At 50.9% G+C, this 20,513-nt stretch carries 17 protein-coding genes and 1 riboswitch; of the genes, 4 read left to right on the forward strand and 13 right to left on the reverse strand.

Features of this window, described 5'->3' with window-relative positions; translation table 11 throughout:
* Positions 1-523: 523 nt before the first annotated feature.
* The gene (locus tag BLQ99_RS08110; protein WP_093689892.1) at positions 524-1,693 is read right to left on the reverse strand and encodes an ABC transporter substrate-binding protein; all 1,170 of its coding nucleotides are present in this window, start codon (positions 1,691-1,693) and stop codon (positions 524-526) included.
* Positions 1,694-1,896: 203 nt separating this feature from the next.
* Positions 1,897-1,998, reverse strand: a riboswitch (glycine riboswitch).
* A 381-nt stretch (positions 1,999-2,379) separates the two neighbouring features.
* Between BLQ99_RS08110 and BLQ99_RS08115 the strand changes: the two genes are divergently transcribed.
* The 3 genes from BLQ99_RS08115 (at position 2,380) to BLQ99_RS08125 (ending at position 4,892) form a co-directional block, all read left to right on the forward strand.
* Entirely contained in the window at positions 2,380-2,877 is a 498-nt protein-coding gene (locus BLQ99_RS08115) for a ferritin-like domain-containing protein (RefSeq protein WP_093689894.1), read from the forward strand.
* A gap of 13 nt (positions 2,878-2,890) precedes the next feature.
* Positions 2,891-3,667, forward strand: a complete 777-nt coding sequence (locus BLQ99_RS08120; protein ID WP_245690366.1) for a flavin reductase — start codon at positions 2,891-2,893, stop codon at positions 3,665-3,667.
* Positions 3,668-4,172: 505 nt separating this feature from the next.
* Complete coding sequence (locus BLQ99_RS08125) at positions 4,173-4,892, forward strand: haloacid dehalogenase-like hydrolase (protein ID WP_093689898.1); 720 nt, start codon at positions 4,173-4,175, stop codon at positions 4,890-4,892.
* Between the two features lie 94 nt (positions 4,893-4,986).
* On the opposite strand, the gene BLQ99_RS08130 is transcribed toward BLQ99_RS08125, so the two are convergent.
* The 9 genes from BLQ99_RS08130 to BLQ99_RS08170 form a co-directional block, all read right to left on the reverse strand.
* A complete protein-coding gene (locus BLQ99_RS08130; RefSeq protein WP_093689900.1) occupies positions 4,987-6,195 on the reverse strand; it encodes an MFS transporter in 1,209 nt (402 codons plus the stop codon).
* Positions 6,196-6,485: 290 nt separating this feature from the next.
* Complete coding sequence (locus tag BLQ99_RS08135; RefSeq protein WP_216093645.1) at positions 6,486-7,910, reverse strand: aldehyde dehydrogenase family protein; 1,425 nt, start codon at positions 7,908-7,910, stop codon at positions 6,486-6,488.
* A gap of 56 nt (positions 7,911-7,966) precedes the next feature.
* Entirely contained in the window at positions 7,967-8,803 is an 837-nt protein-coding gene (locus BLQ99_RS08140; protein ID WP_093689902.1) for a sugar phosphate isomerase/epimerase family protein, read from the reverse strand.
* A 12-nt stretch (positions 8,804-8,815) separates the two neighbouring features.
* Complete coding sequence (locus tag BLQ99_RS08145; RefSeq protein ID WP_093689904.1) at positions 8,816-10,579, reverse strand: thiamine pyrophosphate-binding protein; 1,764 nt, start codon at positions 10,577-10,579, stop codon at positions 8,816-8,818.
* Between the two features lie 143 nt (positions 10,580-10,722).
* Positions 10,723-11,673, reverse strand: a complete 951-nt coding sequence (locus tag BLQ99_RS08150; protein WP_093689906.1) for a hydroxymethylglutaryl-CoA lyase — start codon at positions 11,671-11,673, stop codon at positions 10,723-10,725.
* A gap of 131 nt (positions 11,674-11,804) precedes the next feature.
* On the reverse strand, positions 11,805-13,085 hold the full coding sequence (locus tag BLQ99_RS08155) for a TRAP transporter large permease subunit (protein ID WP_093689908.1): 1,281 nt from the start codon (positions 13,083-13,085) through the stop codon (positions 11,805-11,807).
* A complete protein-coding gene (locus BLQ99_RS08160; RefSeq protein WP_093689910.1) occupies positions 13,082-13,627 on the reverse strand; it encodes a TRAP transporter small permease in 546 nt (181 codons plus the stop codon). The genes BLQ99_RS08155 and BLQ99_RS08160 overlap by 4 nt, the downstream gene beginning before the upstream one ends.
* 104 nt (positions 13,628-13,731) lie before the next feature.
* Positions 13,732-14,748 (reverse strand): TRAP transporter substrate-binding protein, encoded by a 1,017-nt coding sequence (locus BLQ99_RS08165; RefSeq protein ID WP_093689912.1) that lies wholly within the window; start codon positions 14,746-14,748, stop codon positions 13,732-13,734.
* Between the two features lie 111 nt (positions 14,749-14,859).
* Positions 14,860-15,855, reverse strand: a complete 996-nt coding sequence (locus tag BLQ99_RS08170; protein ID WP_245690368.1) for a zinc-dependent alcohol dehydrogenase — start codon at positions 15,853-15,855, stop codon at positions 14,860-14,862.
* 368 nt (positions 15,856-16,223) lie between these two features.
* Here BLQ99_RS08170 and BLQ99_RS08175 point away from each other — a divergent pair, with 368 nt between their 5' ends.
* On the forward strand, positions 16,224-17,267 hold the full coding sequence (locus tag BLQ99_RS08175) for a LacI family DNA-binding transcriptional regulator (RefSeq protein WP_093689914.1): 1,044 nt from the start codon (positions 16,224-16,226) through the stop codon (positions 17,265-17,267).
* Between the two features lie 66 nt (positions 17,268-17,333).
* Here BLQ99_RS08175 and aroD read toward each other — a convergent pair whose 3' ends face one another.
* The 3 genes from aroD to BLQ99_RS08190 form a co-directional block, all read right to left on the reverse strand.
* Positions 17,334-18,098, reverse strand: a complete 765-nt coding sequence (gene aroD / locus BLQ99_RS08180; RefSeq protein ID WP_245690370.1) for a type I 3-dehydroquinate dehydratase — start codon at positions 18,096-18,098, stop codon at positions 17,334-17,336.
* A gap of 31 nt (positions 18,099-18,129) precedes the next feature.
* Positions 18,130-18,651 (reverse strand): shikimate kinase, encoded by a 522-nt coding sequence (locus tag BLQ99_RS08185; protein ID WP_093689916.1) that lies wholly within the window; start codon positions 18,649-18,651, stop codon positions 18,130-18,132.
* A gap of 382 nt (positions 18,652-19,033) precedes the next feature.
* Positions 19,034-20,473: an Nramp family divalent metal transporter gene (locus BLQ99_RS08190; protein ID WP_093689917.1), complete on the reverse strand. Its 1,440-nt coding sequence runs from the start codon at positions 20,471-20,473 to the stop codon at positions 19,034-19,036.
* Positions 20,474-20,513: the final 40 nt, after the last annotated feature.

Below are 20,513 nucleotides of genomic sequence, written 5' to 3' on the forward strand. Positions count from 1 at the left end.
CTTCCTGCACTGCCGGCCAAATTGCCAGCATCAGCGTTGGCCGCTTATCAATACATCTTCCCTCGCTTCACTTATTGCTGGTCGCTATTTTTTGCTTGGTTTAAGGTCTGATGCGCGTTACCCCTGGCAGATGCCTCCATTATGACGGCATGATCACTTTTATGTTTTATTTATCTTGAATTTCTACATGAAAGGCGTTTTTCTTTTTTACTGCGAGATTTCATTTCATGATTGATTCTGCAAAAGATTGCATCATTGGTCGCGCCAATATTATTACCGCGTGACGGTTATGGCGCATAGTTAGGCCGGCGCAATGGCTTGTACCAATGGTCTTAGATCAGTGCCGCTGTCACGCGCCAGGCGCGGCAATTCATCAGCGACGCCCTAAAAAGCATAACAGGGTGTGCATCATTAGCACACCCTGTTTGCTGTGGGGAATATTGCCGCTGACGAAAATTAGCCATTGCCTAAGTTCAAAACGAACAAAATTGGCCCCAGCGTTCAGGCCTCAATTTCCCCTTGTCTAAGGATTGATTTTCGCTTTAAAGACTTGTTTGCCGTCTTTCATTTCAATTATCACGGCGCTTTTAACCGCGTCATGTGTAGCATTTAAAGTGGTTGCCCCCGTTATCGCCGGGAAATCTTTGGTCGCCGCCAAGGCTTGGCGAATTTTGTCCGGCTCGGCGCTATTTGCGCGTTTAATCGCATCAATCAACAAATTGGCCGCGTCATAAGCCAGTACAGCCATCGCATCCGGCATTTGTCCATACTCTTTCTGGTAGGCTTCGACAAATGCTTTTGATGCCGGACTGGTATCCTCAACCGAGTAATGATTGGTAAAGTAGGTATTATTAAGCGCCGCGGCACCGGCAATTTCAACCAATTTCGGCGAATCCCAACCATCCCCGCCGACAATCGGCACCGTAATGCCGAGTTCGCGCGCCTGCTTGACAATTTTGCCGACTTCTTCATAATAGCCCGGCACATAAAGAATTTCAGGATTGAGCGCTTTAACCTTTGTCAAGATTGTCTTAAAATCTTGGTCTTTTTGCAAATACGCTTCTTCCGCCACAACGCTGCCGCCGCCTTTAGTAAAGGCATCTTTGAAAAAGGCGGACAGCCCCTTGCTGTAGTCGCTGCTATTATCAACCAATATTGCCGCCTTTTTGAGTTTTAAATTATTTAGTACGAAGTTTGCACCAACTGTCCCTTGAAATGGGTCGATAAAGCAAACGCGGAAAGTATAGTCCTTCACTTTACCGGTCTTTTCATCCACGGTTACTTTAGGGTTGGTAGCGCCTACCGCTAAAAACGGCAACTTGTTCGCCTCTGCTACATTTGAAGCGGCGATCGCATTTGAACTGGCAAACACGCCGGTTACGGCCACAACTTTATCCTGGGTTGCAAGTTTGGTCATAGCATTTGCCGCTTCCGCCGGTTCACTTTTATTATCTGCGATAACGGCCTGAATTTGTTTGCCTAGTACTCCGCCTTTGGCATTTGCCTCCTTAATGGCCAGCTTGGCGCCATTTGCCGCCGAAGTGCCAAAAGTCGCATTGCCGCCGGTCATTTCATTAAGCAGACCAATCTTAATGTCCTTAGCAGCCGGATTGCCACCGCAACCTGCCAGAGTAACTGTCAGCCAAACCACCGCCAGCAATACCGCTACTCGGGTAAACCCTGCTTTTTTCATCAGACACTTCTCCTTTCCTTTACGCATGTGAATTTAAATTTTTTAATGTGCCTTGAAACCTATGAAGCTGTACCCAAGCCAGCAGCCCAAGTAAAGCACCCGGCGCCATTTTACCGATAAAACAAAAGAGCCAAATCATTAGATTTGACTCTCAAGCATGACCAAAGATAGCAATACTGCGAAATAAAATTGCATGCAGTAAAACTAACCACTCTGTCCTTTTGCCTGAGAGTTTCATCGGTCTATTTGCATCCCGACTTGCACCTTCGGCGCCCTATTGAAAGGGACTCTCCAGAGGTCCATCCATTTACGGTCAAGTAAGCAAACATTACCCCTAATACTCTTCCGTAAACTTCATATGGACAAATGTATTAAATTTTTGGCACATCATGTTAAAATTATAATAACGGCAGCGCTGATTGTCAAGCCTTTATTGTAAATTGTTTTCTGCCAACACTTGCAACATCCGCACTTGGCGCCTGATAATTGCATTAATCACCCTCGCCGTCTTTTAAGCGCTAGTACTTTGAGCTAAGTTACGCGCCAGACAGCTTCGCATAAGGCTTTAAAAAAATGCGCAGTAGCAGGAGTTTAGCGGGTAGATTACGAATAATTCAACAACTCGCAATTATCATACAGCCACCGCGTCAGGCTTTTACTGAAATTAATAAGGGGGGGCATATTCGATGAACCAAAATCTGTTCAGCGACCTCGAGGGCCTGCGGATTGCCATGGAAATTGAAGATCGCGGCCGGGAATTTTATCGCCAGGCTTATGAGTGGGCGGTAAAGCCAGAGCACAAAGAATTATTTATGTTTCTGATGACCGAAGAAAAGCATCATTACGCGACATTTGCCAAGTTGTTTGAAACGATTCAAGCCCGCAAAGAAGCGCAAAGCGGCGACTATTTGTTTGACGCCGACACTTCCCGTTACCTTACCGTTTTGGCGGAAGGACATGTTTTCCCGCCGACGGAAAAAATGCACGAAAAAATCGCGCAGCTGACGACGATCGAAGCGATTTTAGCCACTGCCCTCCAGGCGGAAAAAGACTCCGTGCTGTTTTATGACGAGCTGGCAGCAAATGCCAAGTTTGACGAAGCGAAAAATGTTTTTACAACACTGAAGGCAGAAGAAAAGAAGCACATCCTGAAGCTGCGCGAAATGATTGATGCCTGGGCCTAACAAGGTGAATATGATGAAAAAATGGGTATGCAATGTGTGCGGCTATATCCACGAAGGCGAGCAGCCTCCTGACAGCTGTCCGGTTTGCGGTGTAGGACCGGAACAATTTCGTTTGCTGGCAGATACCCCGGAGAAACCCGCCCCGGCTAAGACCGCCAAACGCTGGAAGTGCATCGTATGTGATTATATCCATGTCGGCGACGCCCCGCCGGACGTATGCCCGCTGTGCGGCGTAGGCAAAGAAAAATTTGTATTGCTGAGCGACGAAATAGCAGGCCTGACCCGGGAAAGTCTGGCCAATTCTAATGACGCCACTATCCGCAGCGCGTTAGAGACCATCAGTTACGGACTGTATATTGTTTCTTCCGTTAAGGATAATAAAATAAACGGACAGTGCGCCAACACGGTAGCGCAGCTGACCATAGATCCATGCCGCATCGCCGTTTGCTTAAACAAGCGCAACCTCACCCACGAATATGTTATGGCCTCAGGCGTACTGGCCATATCGGTTTTACGGGAAGACCAAATCGATATGATCCGGCATTTTGGCTATCAATCGGGAAGAACTACCGACAAATTCGCCAGCATTCCCTATTTGCTCGGCCGCTTGGGCTGCCCGATCCTGCAAGACTGTGCGGCCTATATTGAGGCCAAAGTTTTGCCCGACAAAACGGTGGATGTCGGCACCCATACCCTGTTCGTCGCCGACGTGGTCGCCGGCCAGGTCGCGAGCAAACTAGCGCCGCTCACATATCGGTTTTATCAGGAGCAGAAAAATAAAGCAAAGTAATAAACAAGCCAAGGCTGTGATTTAGTCCATAGCCTTGGCTTGTTTTCACCATCCCAATATTCTCCTTTCACCTTTTACTGCCATCCGGCAGATAGCGCTGAACCGTCTCGATCATATATGCCAGCTCGTTGGTCCCCGGCCATACCAGATACCACTGCCGGCGTCTTAGGCAAAAGCGGCATTTGGGGCGAGTCCTCGGCAGCGTGCGGCACCGTGCGGACGCTCTTTTAGCTTATTGGCAAGCGGGTGCCACATCACATAGCCGGAAAATATACCGAAAGGGTAGCGGCAAAAGCGGCCATCCCCCTAAGGAGACAACCGATAAAAAGAGGCCCGGGATACCCAAAATAAGGTATACCTGGGCCTGTTTTATCTTGCTGGATCACACCGCGTATTCAAAAACCAACTTATCCTCAAGTTTCCCCTGTGAATATTAGGCTTGCAGGCAGGTTTTTCGCTTAGCAACCGGGAATTTTTTACAGAAAAATTTCAAAGGAGAATAACCTTGACCATCCTCTTTTGGGATATTGACGGCACTTTAATGAAGACTGGCCGCGCCGGGCTGTATGCCTTTGCTCAGGCTACTTGCGACTTGTTCGGCGTCGCCGCCGACCTAAACAGCCTCGAGACGGCCGGAATGACCGACTGCTATATCGCCGGCCAAATTATCGCCCGCGTCACCGGCCGACCGGCGACCGCCGACGAAGTCCGGGCCCTTATTGCCCGCTACGAACAGCTTCTGCCCGAATATTTGGCGATTCGCCAAGGCCGGCTGATGCCGGCGGTGGCCGATATCCTCGCCAACCTTGCCGGTGATTGTTCGCATGTGTCGCTGCTCTTAACCGGCAACACCCGCGCCGGCGCCAAAGCCAAGTTGACCCACTACGGCATTGCCGAGTACTTTGACTTTGAGGCCAGTGGGTTCGGCGATAATTGCCCCGACCGCTGCGAGCTGGCAGCAGAAGCATTGGCAGCGGCACAACGCCGCTACAGCGCCCACGCTGACCGGATTTTCGTCATCGGCGATACGCCCAATGACATCCGCTGCGGCAAAGCGATCGGCGCCCGCACCATTGCCGTAGCCACCGGCACTTACTCACTGGGCGAGCTTACTCTGCACGACCCGTGGTGGGCGGTCGAACAGCTTCCGCCCCCGGCCGAGTTTATGGCGAAGCTCAGCCAGGCACCGGGTCGCGGACACACCGTGTATGACAGTCAGCGATAAAACCGAACTGCTGACGATCGACAAAACAGCCATAGTAAGCAGGGATGTCTTCTGCCATACCTAAGCCAGCAGATCCAACAATATTTTCGACCAACTACATTGATGAGCTCTGTCTAGCAGAAACTCTAATATTGCCCCAATTATAACGACTCCATAATAAAATCCCCATTGAAATCAAAAACAAGCCCGCATATAAAAACGTTAGCTTAATGCCTATCCAGGTACTAATGATACCTCCCAGGAGCGGCCCAAGCATCGACCCAAGCTGGCTTGCGCTCATCATCAGGCCGAAGGCGCGCCCGCGAAAGGCGGCGTCGCTGTTAAACACGGCCATGGTATTGGCCGTGGGCTGGATGCCGGCAATAAACAAGCCGAACAGAAACTGTAAAAGGGCAAAACCCCAAATAGTTTCGGTAAAAAACAAGCTGCCGTTAAAAATACCGGCACCCGTAAACACAACAACTAGGATCTTACCCAAACCTACCTTCTGCCCGACCCTACCCCAAAGCGGCGCGGCAATGGCCCCGGCAATCCCGGCCAGGCTGAAAATAACGCCTGACGTTAAGACCGCACCTTCCATCCGACCCTGGAGCGCCGCCACGTGCAGGGTAATCAACGGTTGCAGCAGCATAACCACCATCTGGGTAATCAGCATGAGGAAAAGGGCGATACATAACCCCCGATTGTTCAGGGAGATTTTTATATCATTGACCATACTGCCGCTCTGGACTTCTCCCGACCGCGCCGGCTCCTTCACCAGCAGCCCCACCGCCATCGTCCCGAACAGCATTGCCGCCGCCGCGACCACAAACGACATGCGGATCCCGAAATAGTGGGCCAACAGGCCGCCAAACAGCGGCCCAATGATGGATCCCGTTAAAGTCGCGGCCTGCATCAGCCCCAAACTAAAGCCCATTTTTTCTTCCGGCACCGATGCCGACACAATGGCCAGTGCCGCCGGGACAAACCCGGTGGCAAACCCCTGCAGTAACCTTACCCCGAAAAGCTGCAGCGGCGAGGTGACGAACGCTCCCAACAAATACACCGTCGCCAGACTGAAACCAGCGCGAAGCAGCATGAGCTTTTTACCCGCCTTGTCGGCTTGCCGGCCCCAAAATGGGGACATGATGGTGCTGACGAAAAAAGTCGCCGCAAAAATCAGGCCCGACCATAAGCTGATGGTGGCCGCCGGGGTACCTAGGTCATAAAGATAGAGGGGCAAAAACGGCAATAGCATGGTATAGCACGAGCCGGATATAATACAACCCACCCAGAGTGTCCACAGATTCTTGCGCCAGTTCACCCAATTCCCCCTTGTGCGCGGCCGTCTGCCGCTAGACGACTTAACATGCTTTAAATGAACAAACTGCGCCGCGCGGTCAGGCCGGTGCCAACGCCCACAGATAGCGGGCGGCCTCCAGCTCGCCATAGGTTTTTTCGATCGCGGCGGCTATCACAACGTCAGGTCCTGTCCGCTCCTCACTTGCGCAACGGCCGCTTCCCTTACAACAATACCGCCGCCAGCCGCAGCTTGCAATACGGCCGATAAAAATTCTGCTCCGTTGGCACGGAGCAGAAATCGCATCGGCTATTTTATTTTTCTAATTCCGGATCGTAGAAGTCGCCGAAAAGTTCCTCATCGGACGGTCTGTCCTCCGGAATGGGGCGCGATACCCAGGTGGTATTCATGTAGTGCTTGAGATGCACGTTCTCGGAGGTAATATTGCCGCCCCAAGTACCGCAGCCCAGGCTGGATGTCATGGGCATGCCATTGGTAAAGGAACCGGCGTTGGCTCGCGACTGCGGCTGGCGCACCATGATCCGGCTGACCGGTGCGGCCAGGGCCAGACGGTGAATATGATCGTCGTTGAAGGAGTAAATGCCGCACGAATGACCCTTCCCGCCTACTTCGTAAATCGCCCGCATCATGTTGAGGGCGTTTTCAAACTCGCCTTCATATTTATATACCGCCAGCACGGTGGTCAGTTTCTCGCCCGAGAAGGGATATTCTTTGCCGATCCCGTCACCCATCACGATGATGAACTTGCGGTCGGCGGGAATGCTAAAACCGGCGGCCTCCGCCATTTTCGGCGCGGACAGCGCCACTGTCTTGGGATTGCGGCGGCCCTGCTCGTCCCACATGACCGCGCGCAGCTTGGCTTTTTCTTCTTCGTTGGCCAAATAGCCGCCTTCTTTTTGCAGTTGCTCCAGCATTTTGTCGAAAATGCTTTCATGAATGATAAGGTTGCCGTCGGCCGAGCAGCCCGAACCAAAGTCGGACGTCTTGCTCAGCATGGTGTTGTGGGCGGCTTCTACGACATCGGCCGTTTCGTCGATAATCATGGTCGCATTGCCGGCGCCGACGCCATAGGCCGGCGTGCCGGAGCTATACGCCGCCTTGACCATGTCTTTGCCGCCGGTGGCGAGCACCAGATCGGCACGGGCCATCAAGGCTTTGGACATAGGAATGTTTACCCTGGTCAGGCACTGCAGGATGTCGGCCGGCGCCCCTTCCCGCTCCAGGGCTTCGCGCATCAGGCGCACCGTCTCGAACGTCGTGTTTTTCGAACGGGGATGGGGCGAGAAAATCACCACGTCCCGCGCCTTGATGGCATAAATCGCCGTTCCGGCCGGCGTCAGGTCGGGGTTGGTGGTCGGAACGATTGAAGCGATGATGCCCACCGGCTTGGCGTACTTGACGATGCCTTTTTCGGGGATTTCTTCGATAATGCCCACGCTTTTTTGCCGCAACGCGTCGCGCAGCACGCCACGGATTTTAAAACGCTTGTTCATCCGGCTGACCGGATCGCCCAGGCCGCTTTCTTCAATGCCCATGGCTACCAGGCGCTCAAAGGTCTTCTTGTTAGCAACCGCCCAGGCTACGGCCTGGCAGAGACGGTCAACACGAGCCTGGTCATATGTTTCAATTATGGCCAGCGCTTTGCGGGCCCGTTCAAAGGCCGTATTTAGTTCCTCCAGTTGTTCGGGCGTGAGTTCTTTTTCAATGTCATTGGCCATTGTTATTACCTCCTGATACTTTTATTTACTTTGTTTAATAATTAGGCAGCATAAATTTAGGCACAGCAAATTGCTTGGGGACGTGGATGAGCCGCTAGATATGCCTTGGCCGTTTCCAGACACCGCCGGGCATGGCCTTCATAGCCAAGTTCCTTGACGCGCGCCAGATTAGGCAGTTCGATCGAAAACGGCACTGCCGGTATCCGGCTAACGATGGCGGCGATATCAATGCCCCCTTCGCCGCAATACAGGCGCGCCTCGCGCAAAATGCGCGTCATTTCTTCCCGATCGGTTGGAATCTGGGCCGGCGCATCGCACAAATGGACAAAGTGAAACCAGGTGCGCGGCACCGCATCCAGTTCTTCCGGCTTATCCTGGGCGCGATGGAAGTGATGGGCATCAATCATCAGTCCGGCGTTTTCCCGGTTAACACTACGGAGAACGTCGAGCGCCCCCGCCAGCGTCCTGACGCTGGCAATGGGCACAAACTCCAGTTCTACGGTCAGCCCTAAAGGTTTGGCCAAATCACAAAGTTCGGCGAATTTTTCGGTGTAAAGCGCGCGGTCACTCGTCCAGATACTGCTTAGTACGTGGCGGCCGCCCAGTTCGGCCGCCACTTCCATGGCCGGCAAATATTTTTTCACATCAACGCCGTCGTGAATGCGTGCGAGTTCGATATCCAGCAGTTTAATGCCTGTGTCCGCCAATGCTTTGCGAGTTTGCCGCAATAATTCCTTGTTTTCGGCGAGCGCATAGTTTGGTTCGCCGGGAAGCCCCATATAAATTGGCCGCAAGCTTACAAAATCATAGCCGGTGCGGGCGGCAATTTCGATCTGCTCCGGCGGCGGGCAGCCTTGCACCGTTAAATATGCCAATGAAAATTGGTGGGCCATTGCTGCTACTCCTTAATTCGTGCTGACATGATGCACTTTTTTGCCAGGTGAGTAAATGTCCATGATGTTCCAGTGACCGGCGGTCGGCACCGGGTTGTTGAGCATGGTTACGTCGATAACGACCGGTTGGTTGGCTTCGATCGCCCGCTTCAGCGCCGGTTTGAATTCGGCGGCTGCCTGGATTTTTATGCCTTCGACGCCATAGGCTTTGGCAATGGCGGCATAGTCGGGTGAATATGGCTGGCCGTCTTTTTCGAACAAGGTGCCAAACGTAGTGTCATAGTGCGCTTTTTCCAAGCCGGCAATGGTGCCGAACGCCCGGTTATTCATGATAACGATAACAATCGGAATATTTTCGCAGGCGGCGGTTGCCAAGACAGCCGGGTTTTGGCCAAAGCCGCCGTCGCCGATCAGGGAGACGACAACCCGGTCGGGAGCGGCAATCTTCGCGCCGAGCGCGGCCGCCGCGCCAAAGCCCATAGTGGCGTATCCGCCGGGTGTCAGGATGCTGCCCGGTTCATAGATGGGGAATTGTTGGCCCACGCCGTTTTTGTTCCAGCCAACATCGGTGGTGATGATGGCGTTGCGCGGCAGCACGTCGCGCACATCGGCCAGGATCCGCTGCGGCGTCATGGGAAAGTCGTCGCTTTCTTCCAGCGCTTGGTTGCTTGCCTTGAATTCTTTGCGATATTCAGCGATTGCTTGTTTTAAGGCTTCGTTTTGTCTGGCTTCAGGATAAAGTTTCTTGGCCACGCGAGTTAAGACGGTCAGCGCCTGTTTTAAGTCGGCCACGGCCCCGATTTCGACCGGGAAGTTGCGGCCAATTTCGCTTGGGTCGATGTCGATGTGGATGAGTTTACTCGGTGGAAAGCTGAAGGTATATTCGGGATACCAGGAGCTGCAGTCCGCTTCTTTGAAGCTGGTGCCCAGCCCGAGGACGTAGTCGGCCTGCCGGCATTTGTCGTTGATGAATTTGGTACCCCAGAAGCCGGTCATGCCAAGGGTGAGCGGGTGGTCGTCCGGCAGGGCGCCTTTGCCCATCAGCGAGTGGGCGACCGGGATGCCCATATGGTCAACGAATTCCCTTAATTCTGTGGCCGCATCGGCTAACAATACGCCACCGCCGGCATAGATGACGGGGTTTTTCGCCGCGGCTAAAGTTTTAACGATTTTGACGGCAAGTTCTTCGTCCAGCGACGGCTTATGAATGGTTTTGGCATTGTGGTCGAGCCGCTCAAACAAGGCAACGTCCACTTCCTTGGAAAATATGTCCATCGGCACGTCGACCAGAACCGGACCGGGGCGACCGGCCTCCGCCAATGCAAAGGCTTTTTCGAGGATTTCCGGAAACAGTTCGGCCCGTTCTACCCGCCAGGCGCGTTTAACAAAGGGGCGATAAATTTCCCACTGGGACGCGTCGGCGTGTAAGTTGACTTCCTGATGGGGATGTTTGCCATAGTAGTGGCTGGGAACGTCGCCGGCAATGACCACCATGGGAATGGAGTCAAGGGCGGCATTGGCGACCCCGGTGGCCGCATTGGTCAGCCCCGGTCCCAGGTGGCTTAGCACGACGGATGCTTTTTTGGTGACACGGGCATAGCCGTCGGCGGCATGGGCGGCGATTTGTTCGTGCCGCACATTTATAAACCGGATTTTGTCGCTTTTGGATAAAGCGGCCAAAACGGCGATGTTCGTGTGTCCGCATAGGCCGAAGATATGCTTGACACCTCTTCTTTCAAGATATTTAACTAGTTGATTAGCAACTAAGTCCTTCATCTTGAACCTCCTTGTTTGCTTTATTTACTGTTTGATGCGCCTAACAACACGGCGTTTTTTTCCTTAGATTGCCTCATAGCCGAGGCGCAAGGCTTCCCTGTTCATTGCGAGAGTGGCCGGTGGCACACGTTTGACCGTAATTGCTAGTGATTATCTGACTTTGCATTAACAATATCGCTGCATTTGCCAGCCTTAAGCAGAAAGCTGGCAGTATCATGCCCGATCATTTCGCGGACTGAGCGGGCAACAGCCAACATTGCATCAAGGTCATACCCGGTCGCGATGCCCATTTCGTGGCACATGTGAATGAGATCCTCGGTGGCAATATTGCCCGTCGCCCCTGGCGCAAACGGACAACCGCCGATGCCGGCAAAACTGGCGTCAAAGTGCACAATGCCGGCCAGCATGCCGGCCATTACATTCGCCAGCCCCATGCCGCGGGTATTATGAAAATGCAGCACCCATGTTACCTTAGGAAACGCTGCCCTGACTTTCGTACAATACTCATATACCTGCCGGGGATTGGCCATGCCGGTGGAATCCGACAGCGACAGTTCTTTAACGCCGATTTCGCGGAAGCAGGCAATGACAGAGAAAACCTGTTCTAGCGGAACATTTCCCTGCAACGAACACCCAAACGAGGTAGCGATCGCACCGGAAAGCTCAAGACCATGCCGAGCGGCGTACTCCGCGCACTCACTAAAACTACGCACCACTTCTTCCGGGGTACGTTTACTATTGGCCAGCGAATGCGCCCGGCTGGCCGATACGGTTAGTTTTACTTTCTTAATTCCCGCCGCTTCGGCCCGCTCAATACCGCGCAAGTTTAGCACCAAGGCGCGGTACTCCACCCCGTCTACCCGTTTGATGCGCTTAGCTACCTCATCTGTATCCGCCATTTGCGGCACTGCTTGGGGATGGACAAATGAACCGATTTCTATAATCTTGGCCCCCGCCTGAACAACTCGTTCAATGAGTTCGACTTTTTGTTCAGTTGTCAACATAGCCTTTTCGTTTTGCAGGCCGTCCCGCGGCCCTACTTCGCATACAATAACACGCGAAGGCCACGGTAGTGTTTTTGTCCCTATGTCCATTGGCAGGTTACACCTCATTTTCGTTTTTCAGCTATATCTTGTTAGATCGATCTAACAAGTCGGCTAAAAGTATGGCGCCCATAACAAGCCGTTATGCCGCCATACATAAAAATCGGTAAAAGCAGCAACTACTAAACGCCCATCCATTTAAGCGGTACCAAAACAATTTGGGGGAACAAAATTAACAAAATTAGTACCACCGTTTCGATCAGCAAGAATGGCATAATATCCTTCATTAGGTCATCCATTAGCACCTTGCCGGCACCACACGCGGCGTTAAGCACCGTGCCGACCGGCGGGGTAAGCAGGCCGATGGCGTTGTTTAAAATAAACACTACCCCGAAGTAAATCGGGTCAATCCCCGCTTTTTTGATGATCGGCATCAATACCGGTGTTAATATCAACACTGTCGGCGTCAGATCCATTGCCGTTCCTACAATAAATACCAGAATATTAATCGCGACCAGCAGCAATACTTGATTACCCATATACGGCGCCAGCCAGCTTGTAACCATCGCCGGAATATTGGCAATGGCGATTAGCCAGGAAGACACCATTGCCGCCGCAATGAGAAACATAATAACACTGGTCGTTTTAGCCGCCGATATGAGAATATGATACAAGTCCCGAATGGTGATTGACCGATAAACAACGAAACAGAGAAACAACGTGTAAAATACGGCTACGACCGACGCTTCGGTGGGCGTAACAATCCCGAATTTAATGCCAATCATAATAATGAATGGCAAGGCAAGCGCCCAGGCGGCATCTTTGATTGCGATCGCAATTTCTTTCAACGAACGCCGCGGATATACTTTAACGTTCATTCTTCGGGCCATATACCACCAAAGTACGGCTAAACTTACCGCCACCATCACTCCAGGCACTATGCCGGCCATAAAGAGTTTCATTACCGACAAGCCGCTAATAGATGCAAAGATAATAAAAGGAATGCTTGGTGGCAAAATCGGCGCAACAATCGATCCGGCACCGATTAATGCTGCCGAACGGCTTTTGACATATCCCGCCTCGGCCATCATGGGAACCATGATGGCCGCCAACGCCGCCGTGTCGGCAACCGCCGATCCGGACAGGCCAGCGAAAATAAAGGCCGTAATGATTGCCACATAGCCTAATCCGCCGCGAATATGGCCAACCAGGGCGATCCCGAAGTTGATTATTTTTTTGGAAATTCCGCCGGCATTCATCAGTTCGCCGACCAGGATAAAAAACGGGATAGCCATCAATGCAAAATTGTCTGCCCCGATAATCAGGTTTTGCGCCAAAATGCGGGTATCAAACATGCCCAGATGCAGCATTAACGCCACCCCGCACACCAGCAGGGCAAAAGCTATCGGCATGCCGAGCGCCATAGCGCCGCAAATAGAAAACAGAAAAATTGCCACCGTCATTGGCTTATTTCTCCTTTGTTAACCTGATTTAAATTTATCTCTTCTTCCGATTCTTTCAGGACAATCAAGTCGTCAATTGCCCCTTGCACAAATAGTCCCCGATAGATACGGCAGCAGATGACCAAAAACATGCCGACACTGGTAAGAATGCCAACAGCATACATGTAGGCGAGTGGCAACCCGGTCGCCGGCGACAGGGTTCTGGTAGTCAGCATTGTCATTTTTAAACTGCCTTCAAACAATACCCACAGACAGCCAACCACCAGGATATTGCTGACAAAAAAACAAAGTTTTTTCAGGGCCGGCGACAGCTTTTGCACCAAAGAAGTAAATCCAAGGTGATTGTTGTCTTTCAGCGCGCCAATTGCGCCCATGAACACAAGCCAGACAAATAAAAACCTGGATAATTCTTCTGCCCACGTTATACCGGAATTGAAAAAGTAACGCAGCACAACGTTGGTAAAGATAAAAATCCCCATAAGCGCCAGGAGTACTGCCATGATACCGTTGACTGCCGCCTCAAATTTCGCTATTTTCTTCATGCGGTTAACGTCCTCCACCGGCAGATTTACAAGTTAGGGCCGGCTTCTTAAGGAGGCTAAGCCTCCCTAAGAAGCCAACAACAATTTGCTTTTTAAATACCGCCTTACTGTTTCGTCGCCGCTATCAACCTGTCAACCAGGTCGCCGCCGATTGACGCCGCCACCTGTTTATACAGCGGCTGCAACATTTGCTTGATTTTTTCTTGTTCACCCGGGTTCAAATCGCTTATCTTCATGCCTTTTTCTTTAAGATAAGCAATACTGCTCTTGTCTTCCTCATCATTTAGTTTCCGTTGATAATCACGAGCCTCAATTGCCGCTTTTTTGATAATCTCCCGTTCTTTATCGGTAAGCGAATCCCAGAAAACCTTGCTTACCATAAATACATTGGCATTATAGATATGGCCGGTATTCGTCAAATATTTTTGCACTTCGTAAAATTGACTGGCAACTACGTTACCGTAAGGGTTCTCCTGCCCATCGACAACTCCCTGTTCCAGGGCGCTGTACAACTGGGAGAAGGCTATCGGCGTCGGGTTGGCTCCGAGCAACCGCCAGGTTTCAACATGTACTTTGCTTTCCAATGTCCGTATCTTTAGACCTTTAATATCATCCGCGGTTTTAACCTCACGCTTATTGTTGGTAAGATGCCGGAAACCATTTTCCCAATATGCCAGCCCGATAAGTCCGGCTTTAGGCAAATCCTGCAATAATTCCTGACCGATCGGCCCGTCAAAAACCTTATAGGCAGTTGCCTTATCCTTAAATAAGAACGGAAGGTCGAATACATCCATCCGGGGAGCAAAAGCAGCAATAACCCCGGTCGATACCGCCGTTCCATGGACGGTACCCATCTGCAGGGCTTCAATTACCTGCCGGTCACCACCCAGCACACCATCGGAAAATACTTCTACTTTTATTGTGCCTCCGGTTTCTTTTTCAACAATTTCCCCAAACTTGTAAAGGCCTTTCGTGAGCGAACGGTCTTTATTCGTAACAATTCCCAGTTTCATGACTTTCGTCCCGGCACTTTTGTTCCCCGAATTAGACTCAGACGAGCAGCCGGAAATAAATAATAAACAGGCCACCAGCAGACTAATTAAGCTCAGGTATCTTTTCATCCACGTTCTCCCCTCTCATAATAGGCTTAAACCAAACTTTCTGTTCTCTTTACCCTAAATCAACCACACCACTATCGCCATCAGCCCCCTTTCGCAGGGTTATCTTGGTTATCAGCGCGCAAACGCTAACAAAATTTTGGCATAATTTCCGGATAGCGCCTGAGCATATGCAGCTTGATAATCTGCTAGCGGAACGACTTTGGAAATAACCGGCTCGACAAATAAGGAAGGACAACTTAAATATTCAATCGCGTCGGCAAAATCTTTCAATGTATAAATTATCGTCCCTAATATTGATATTTCATTGCGCACAATATGGATCGGACTCATGTTTACCGGTTCGCCGGTTATCCCTAACGCAATCATTGTGCCACCAGGTTTGACGATCTGCATTGCTTGCTGGATAGCCGCCTTTACGCCGGCAGCTTCTACAACCACGTCAAACAGTTCGCCATTGACAGCTTGCGGCATTAAAGCCGTTACCGCCCCAAGCGCTTTCGCAATTTCTAATTTTACGGGATTCACATCAATAGCCGTAACTTTGGCGCCTAAATGAAGGGCTAGGGCGACGGCTAACAGCCCCTCTGTCCCACACCCGACAATTGCTACTGTCGTACCCGGGAGTATACTGGCTTTTTTCAACGCATGAATTGTAACTGCAAACGGTTCAATCAGTATCGCCCGCTCGTCAGGTAAATTCCCTGGCACAGGAAAAACATATTTGGCATCCAGTATGACCTCCTGGGCAAATACCCCGTCAATTGCAACACCGAGCGGTTTTTTCTTAATACAAATGTTAGTTTTTTCATTTAGACAAAATTCGCACGTCCCGCAAAAAGTATTGGGAAAAACCACCACTCTTGTTCCAATATCATAAGGTACTGCCGCCCCAGCTTCAATAATCGTGCCTAACGCCTCATGCCCCGGCCGGATTGGATATTGCGCATAGCTTATCGCTCCCTGGTATACCCGCAAATCAGACCCGCATATTCCCCCATAGATCATTTTTATCTTTACTTCGTTATCCTTTAGGCGTGAAGCCATCTCTGCTGTCCGCAACTCTAACTCATTAGGCCGCTTTAAATATAGCTCAAGCGTGTTACTCACCTTCTTTGCTACTCATAGTGTTTGACTTTTATTGCAGTTTGTTGAGTACTTGTGTAGCTATCAGCGCTAACTCCTTTCTTAACAAAGTTTTTTCATTACGGCCGTAATAACCTTTAAAACTTTTTGTAAAAATGCGACAATCATATTAGATCGATTTATTAGATCGATCTAATATGATTTTATTCCCGCCCAGTCAAGGCTGTCAATATAAATTTTGGTATATTTTAAAAATAACATTAAGTTAAAACTGTCACAATTGCTTGGCGTTTTTGTTTTGTATATAATTGACAGCAGCTAGCCGACAACATATAATAGCCCTAGTATTTTTTCTTTTTAATCAGCAAAGCTACCAAAATGCAGGTGGTTATATGAAGACAAGCAAAAAACGCAGTCACGTAACATTACAAGATGTCGCCGCCCATGCCGGCGTTTCGCGCGCAACAGCCTCGCTGGTCCTGCGCGGCAGTCCCAATATTTCGGAAGCAACCCGCCAAAAAGTTTTGGCAGCTATGCAACAATTAGGCTATGTCTATGACCGGATTGCAGCCAATTTGCGATCCAATGCATCATCGACCGTAGGATTAATCATTATGGAGCTGGCAAACCCGTTTTATTCCGAATTACTGGTTGGCATTCACCAGGAACTTGATAAATTCGGTTACACCGTCATTTTAGGTACAACCTTTGATTCGCACGCCATACAGGAACGACTGCTTTCAACCATGCTGGAACACCGGGTCGGCGGCATTATTTTATCGGCTGTGCCCGGCAGCTCCAGTGAAGGTGTTAATCAAATTATAAAATTGGGCATACCCGTTGTTTTAGTCGGCCGAAAAATTGCCAATGTAAGCTGCGACTATGTCGGGATCGATAACGTCCGCGGCGGTCAAATTGCCGCTGAACATCTTATTCGCAAAGGACACCGCCGCATTGCCTTTTTAGGTGGATTTTCCCAGCTTTCTTCATGGCAAGAGCGTAAACGCGGATACGATCAAGCCCATTATGCTGCCGGCCTGCCGATCGATAATAATTTAGTCGTGGAAACACCGGCTACCCGCCAAGGCGGCATTGCAGCCATCCAAAAGGTTTTAACCGCACCCGAACCACCCACTGCCGCCTTTTGTTATAACGACATGATTGCCATCGGGGCGATGATGCAAATGAAAGAAATGGGCTTCGTTCCCGGCCGCGATATGGCAATTGTCGGCTTTGACGATATTCCAGAAGCAACTATCTTCAGCCCGAAACTTACAACCGTGTCTTCTTTCCCCCGCCTTATGGGTATCCACGCCGCCCGCCTTTTGCATGCACAGATTGAGGGCGCAGCTGACGAGCCACAGACCATTATTTTGCAACCAGAGCTTATTGTCCGCGAGTCATGCTCTTACGCGAAAAACCAGACACGCGCTTAGCAATTTTCCGGATTAAACGGCGAAAATGCCCCCACAAGAGGGCATTTTCGTAATTTTTAAGCTACTTTAATTATTACTTGCACCTATCGCTTTTTCAATCACGGTAAGGACCGTTCGTAAATCGTCAATTTGGATCTGACCGGGAGCTGAGCTGTTTGCGCCAATCGCAAAACTGAGCGCCGACCCAAATACACCTCCTATCATGCGGCTTATTACGCCATAACGTCCCATGGATATGGTAATTATCGGTATATTAACAAGTCGTTTCGCTGCCAGGGTTACCTGTAAAAGCGCTAAAACATCTTCCAGGGTGCGGGGCATGACGGCCACTTTGGCAACATCGAGTTGGTACTGAACGGCTTGCGCAAACTTTTGCAGCAAAATATCCGCTGCCGGCGTGCCTTCAAAATCGTGGAATGAGCCAATAATTTTTTTCTTGGTTTTAAGCGCTACAGTCCGCAGACATTCAATATAGGCGGGCGGATTGCTTAATTCATAATCGATATATTCCCACCCGGTATTTTGGCAAATATTTATGAGAAGTTCAAGAATATCGTGGTCATTTAAAGTAATTGGCTGACCACCTTCCCGCCGCGACCGTACGGTAAAAATAAACGGGATATCGCCTGCCGCCTTTTTGATCCAGTTGGCTATACGAATTACCTCATCGCTTTGGCTAATATCACCAAAAAAATCGGCCCGCCATTCAATAACATCCGGTTTTTTTACCAGAACTTCGCTCAATTCGGCCATTACCGCATCCCCAGTCCGCCCAACGAGCGGCACACAGATTAGCGGTTTTGTTCCTTGTCCAATCATCGTGTTGTTCACAGCATTACCCCCTAATTTGCAGAGATATTAATCAAGCGAGTTCGCCCCTGGCCCGCAAAAAGCCAATAATCAGTTCCGAAACCCGCAAGGGGGTAATCGTACTCGTTTCGATGGCAAAATCCGCAACGGCGTAATGTCTGGTCCGCTCTTGCAGCAGTTGTTCGATCGCCTGTAATTTGTCCGGTCTTTTCAGCAGCGGCCGCTGAACCTTGTCATTTTCCACGCGCCGCAAAATTACCTCCGGCGCTGCCTGGAGACAAATCACGACACTATTTTGTTTCAGCCATTTAACATTCTCCGGATAAAGCACCGCGCCACCCCCAGTGGCCACCACCGCGTTATCATAACGGGAAACAGCTTGTATCGCGCATCGTTCCTGTTCGCGGAAAAACGGCTCCCCATGAATGGCAAAGATCTCTTCCACCCTTAACTTGCACTTCGCTTCTATTTCCTGATCGATATCGATAAACGTCCGTCCCAATTGATTGGCCAGGATGCGTCCAGTGGTTGTTTTTCCGGTGCCCATGAAGCCAATCAAAACGATATTTTTCATTGACAAGCAACTCCTTCCTACCATACTACCCGCATTGCGCAAACCAGTATTTAGTCAAAACGCGCAAGGCCAATACAACCGGTGTTGGCGAATAACTACCCGCCAATGAACCATGCTACCATCCTCCTTTAAAACCTGATAAGGCAAAATAAACAACCATATTACTTAACAAAATACCAACCTACTATCTGCCCCAGCTGCCACGTGTTACAATTTTGTCCGTATGGGGCGTGTATCTTGTATTCAATTAGATTGCTATCAATGTTAGCATAAACATCATCACTTGTGAATAGGATTTTCGGAAAAATTACCGCTTATAAAAATTAGCAGGAGGCAATGCCGGCCTTCGCCGCATTACCTCCTGCTTTTTATTCCCTATTATTTACTTGATAAACCCAAACTGCTGCCCGATTGATAAAGCGGCCATGGTAAGCAGGAACAGCCCTGATGCAATCGTGGCATACCTGACCCACGGGGCCATCCGGTACTCCAGCGGCAGCATTCTGCTTTCCGTCCACACCTGGGCCAGCGCCCATAGCCCGCAGCCAAGGGTGCCACCCAGCAGGCCGCCGATGGTGAGGATGGTGACAACGTTGAACCCGAACCAGTTGTAGGCCAGGCCGACCGCAACAATATATACATAAACAAACTTGGCGCAGCCTTGCCGCCCCTTTTCCCGGACCCACTTAAACACGGGCGCGAAGGTCTCATAGGTAGTGGAAGGATAGAGCTCCATTATGCTGTAGAGCGTACCCCACAGGGCGCACCACACGCCCAGGTAATAAAGATAAACCAGCGACGGATGGAGAAAAGTGAGGAACCGCGCCTGGTGCTCAAGCAGCTTGTTCCCGGCGGGAATGAGTTGCGCGGTGTGGAGCATCGCCGCCCCCAGCGCGGTGAAAGCAACGGTAATGAGGAGCAGAGCGCCAAAACTGACTGTCGTGTCGACTTGCGCGGCCTTTAGCCACGTCATGGCTTTGGTTACTTCTTCCTTTTCGGTAGGCAGCGGCAAGGTCTTGTCACATTTCGCGGTCAGGATTTTCTCTTCTATTTCCCGGAAGTTGGGCAGGCCAAACACGCCCCAGCCTTTGGCCCGATACAGGCCGACATAGCCGATGTAGTCGTAGATGCCGCCGCCGATAGCGCCGACATAGGCCACCATCTCCAGCCAGATTTTCCGGCTGGCTACGTCCGGATATTTGGCCACGACCCACGGTTCATACACAGGCAGGCTGGGAATCATGCCGAGCAGGATCTGGCCCCACGCCGGTTTGGACGCAAACAAAGCGATCAAAGTAGTAATAACCATCGTGACAACAATCGCCGTTTGCGATTTTTCCACCCAGCTATAACCGCCGGCGAGAACAATGGCCAAAGTTCCAAGAATATAGATGGTCGCCCACAGCGGAACCGACAAGGACCCACCCGTGAGCATCATTGTCATGTTGCCGAGCAGGTTGGCCAGCCCGCCTACCCAGGACGGGAAGCTGGCAATGGCCAATAGGCCCATCAGCACAGGGAACCAGTTTTTCGGGCCGGGGAAGAGCTGGCCCCATCTGGCGACCGGATGTTCGCCGGTTAGGACAATATAGCGCGTTCCTGAATAGCTCATAAACCCTTTAGCCAGTGCGCCCAGCAGCAGGCACCATAAAATGCCGTAGCCAAAAATGGCGGCACCGCGCGGCGCGAAAAAGACTTCGCCGCTGCCGACCGTCGCTGACGCAAGGATAAACCCGGGTCCCATGAAGGCGAGCAATCCCTTCCAGCCTCCCAGCAACCTCTCATCCGGTTCCGGATACTTAAACAACGCTTTTTCACTCATCCTTTTGTCCCTCCTTTATAAACAACAATGCGATCAAGGC

The sequence above is a fragment of the Sporolituus thermophilus DSM 23256 genome, assembly GCF_900102435.1.
Classification (GTDB): Bacteria; Bacillota; Negativicutes; order Sporomusales; family Thermosinaceae; genus Thermosinus; species Thermosinus thermophilus.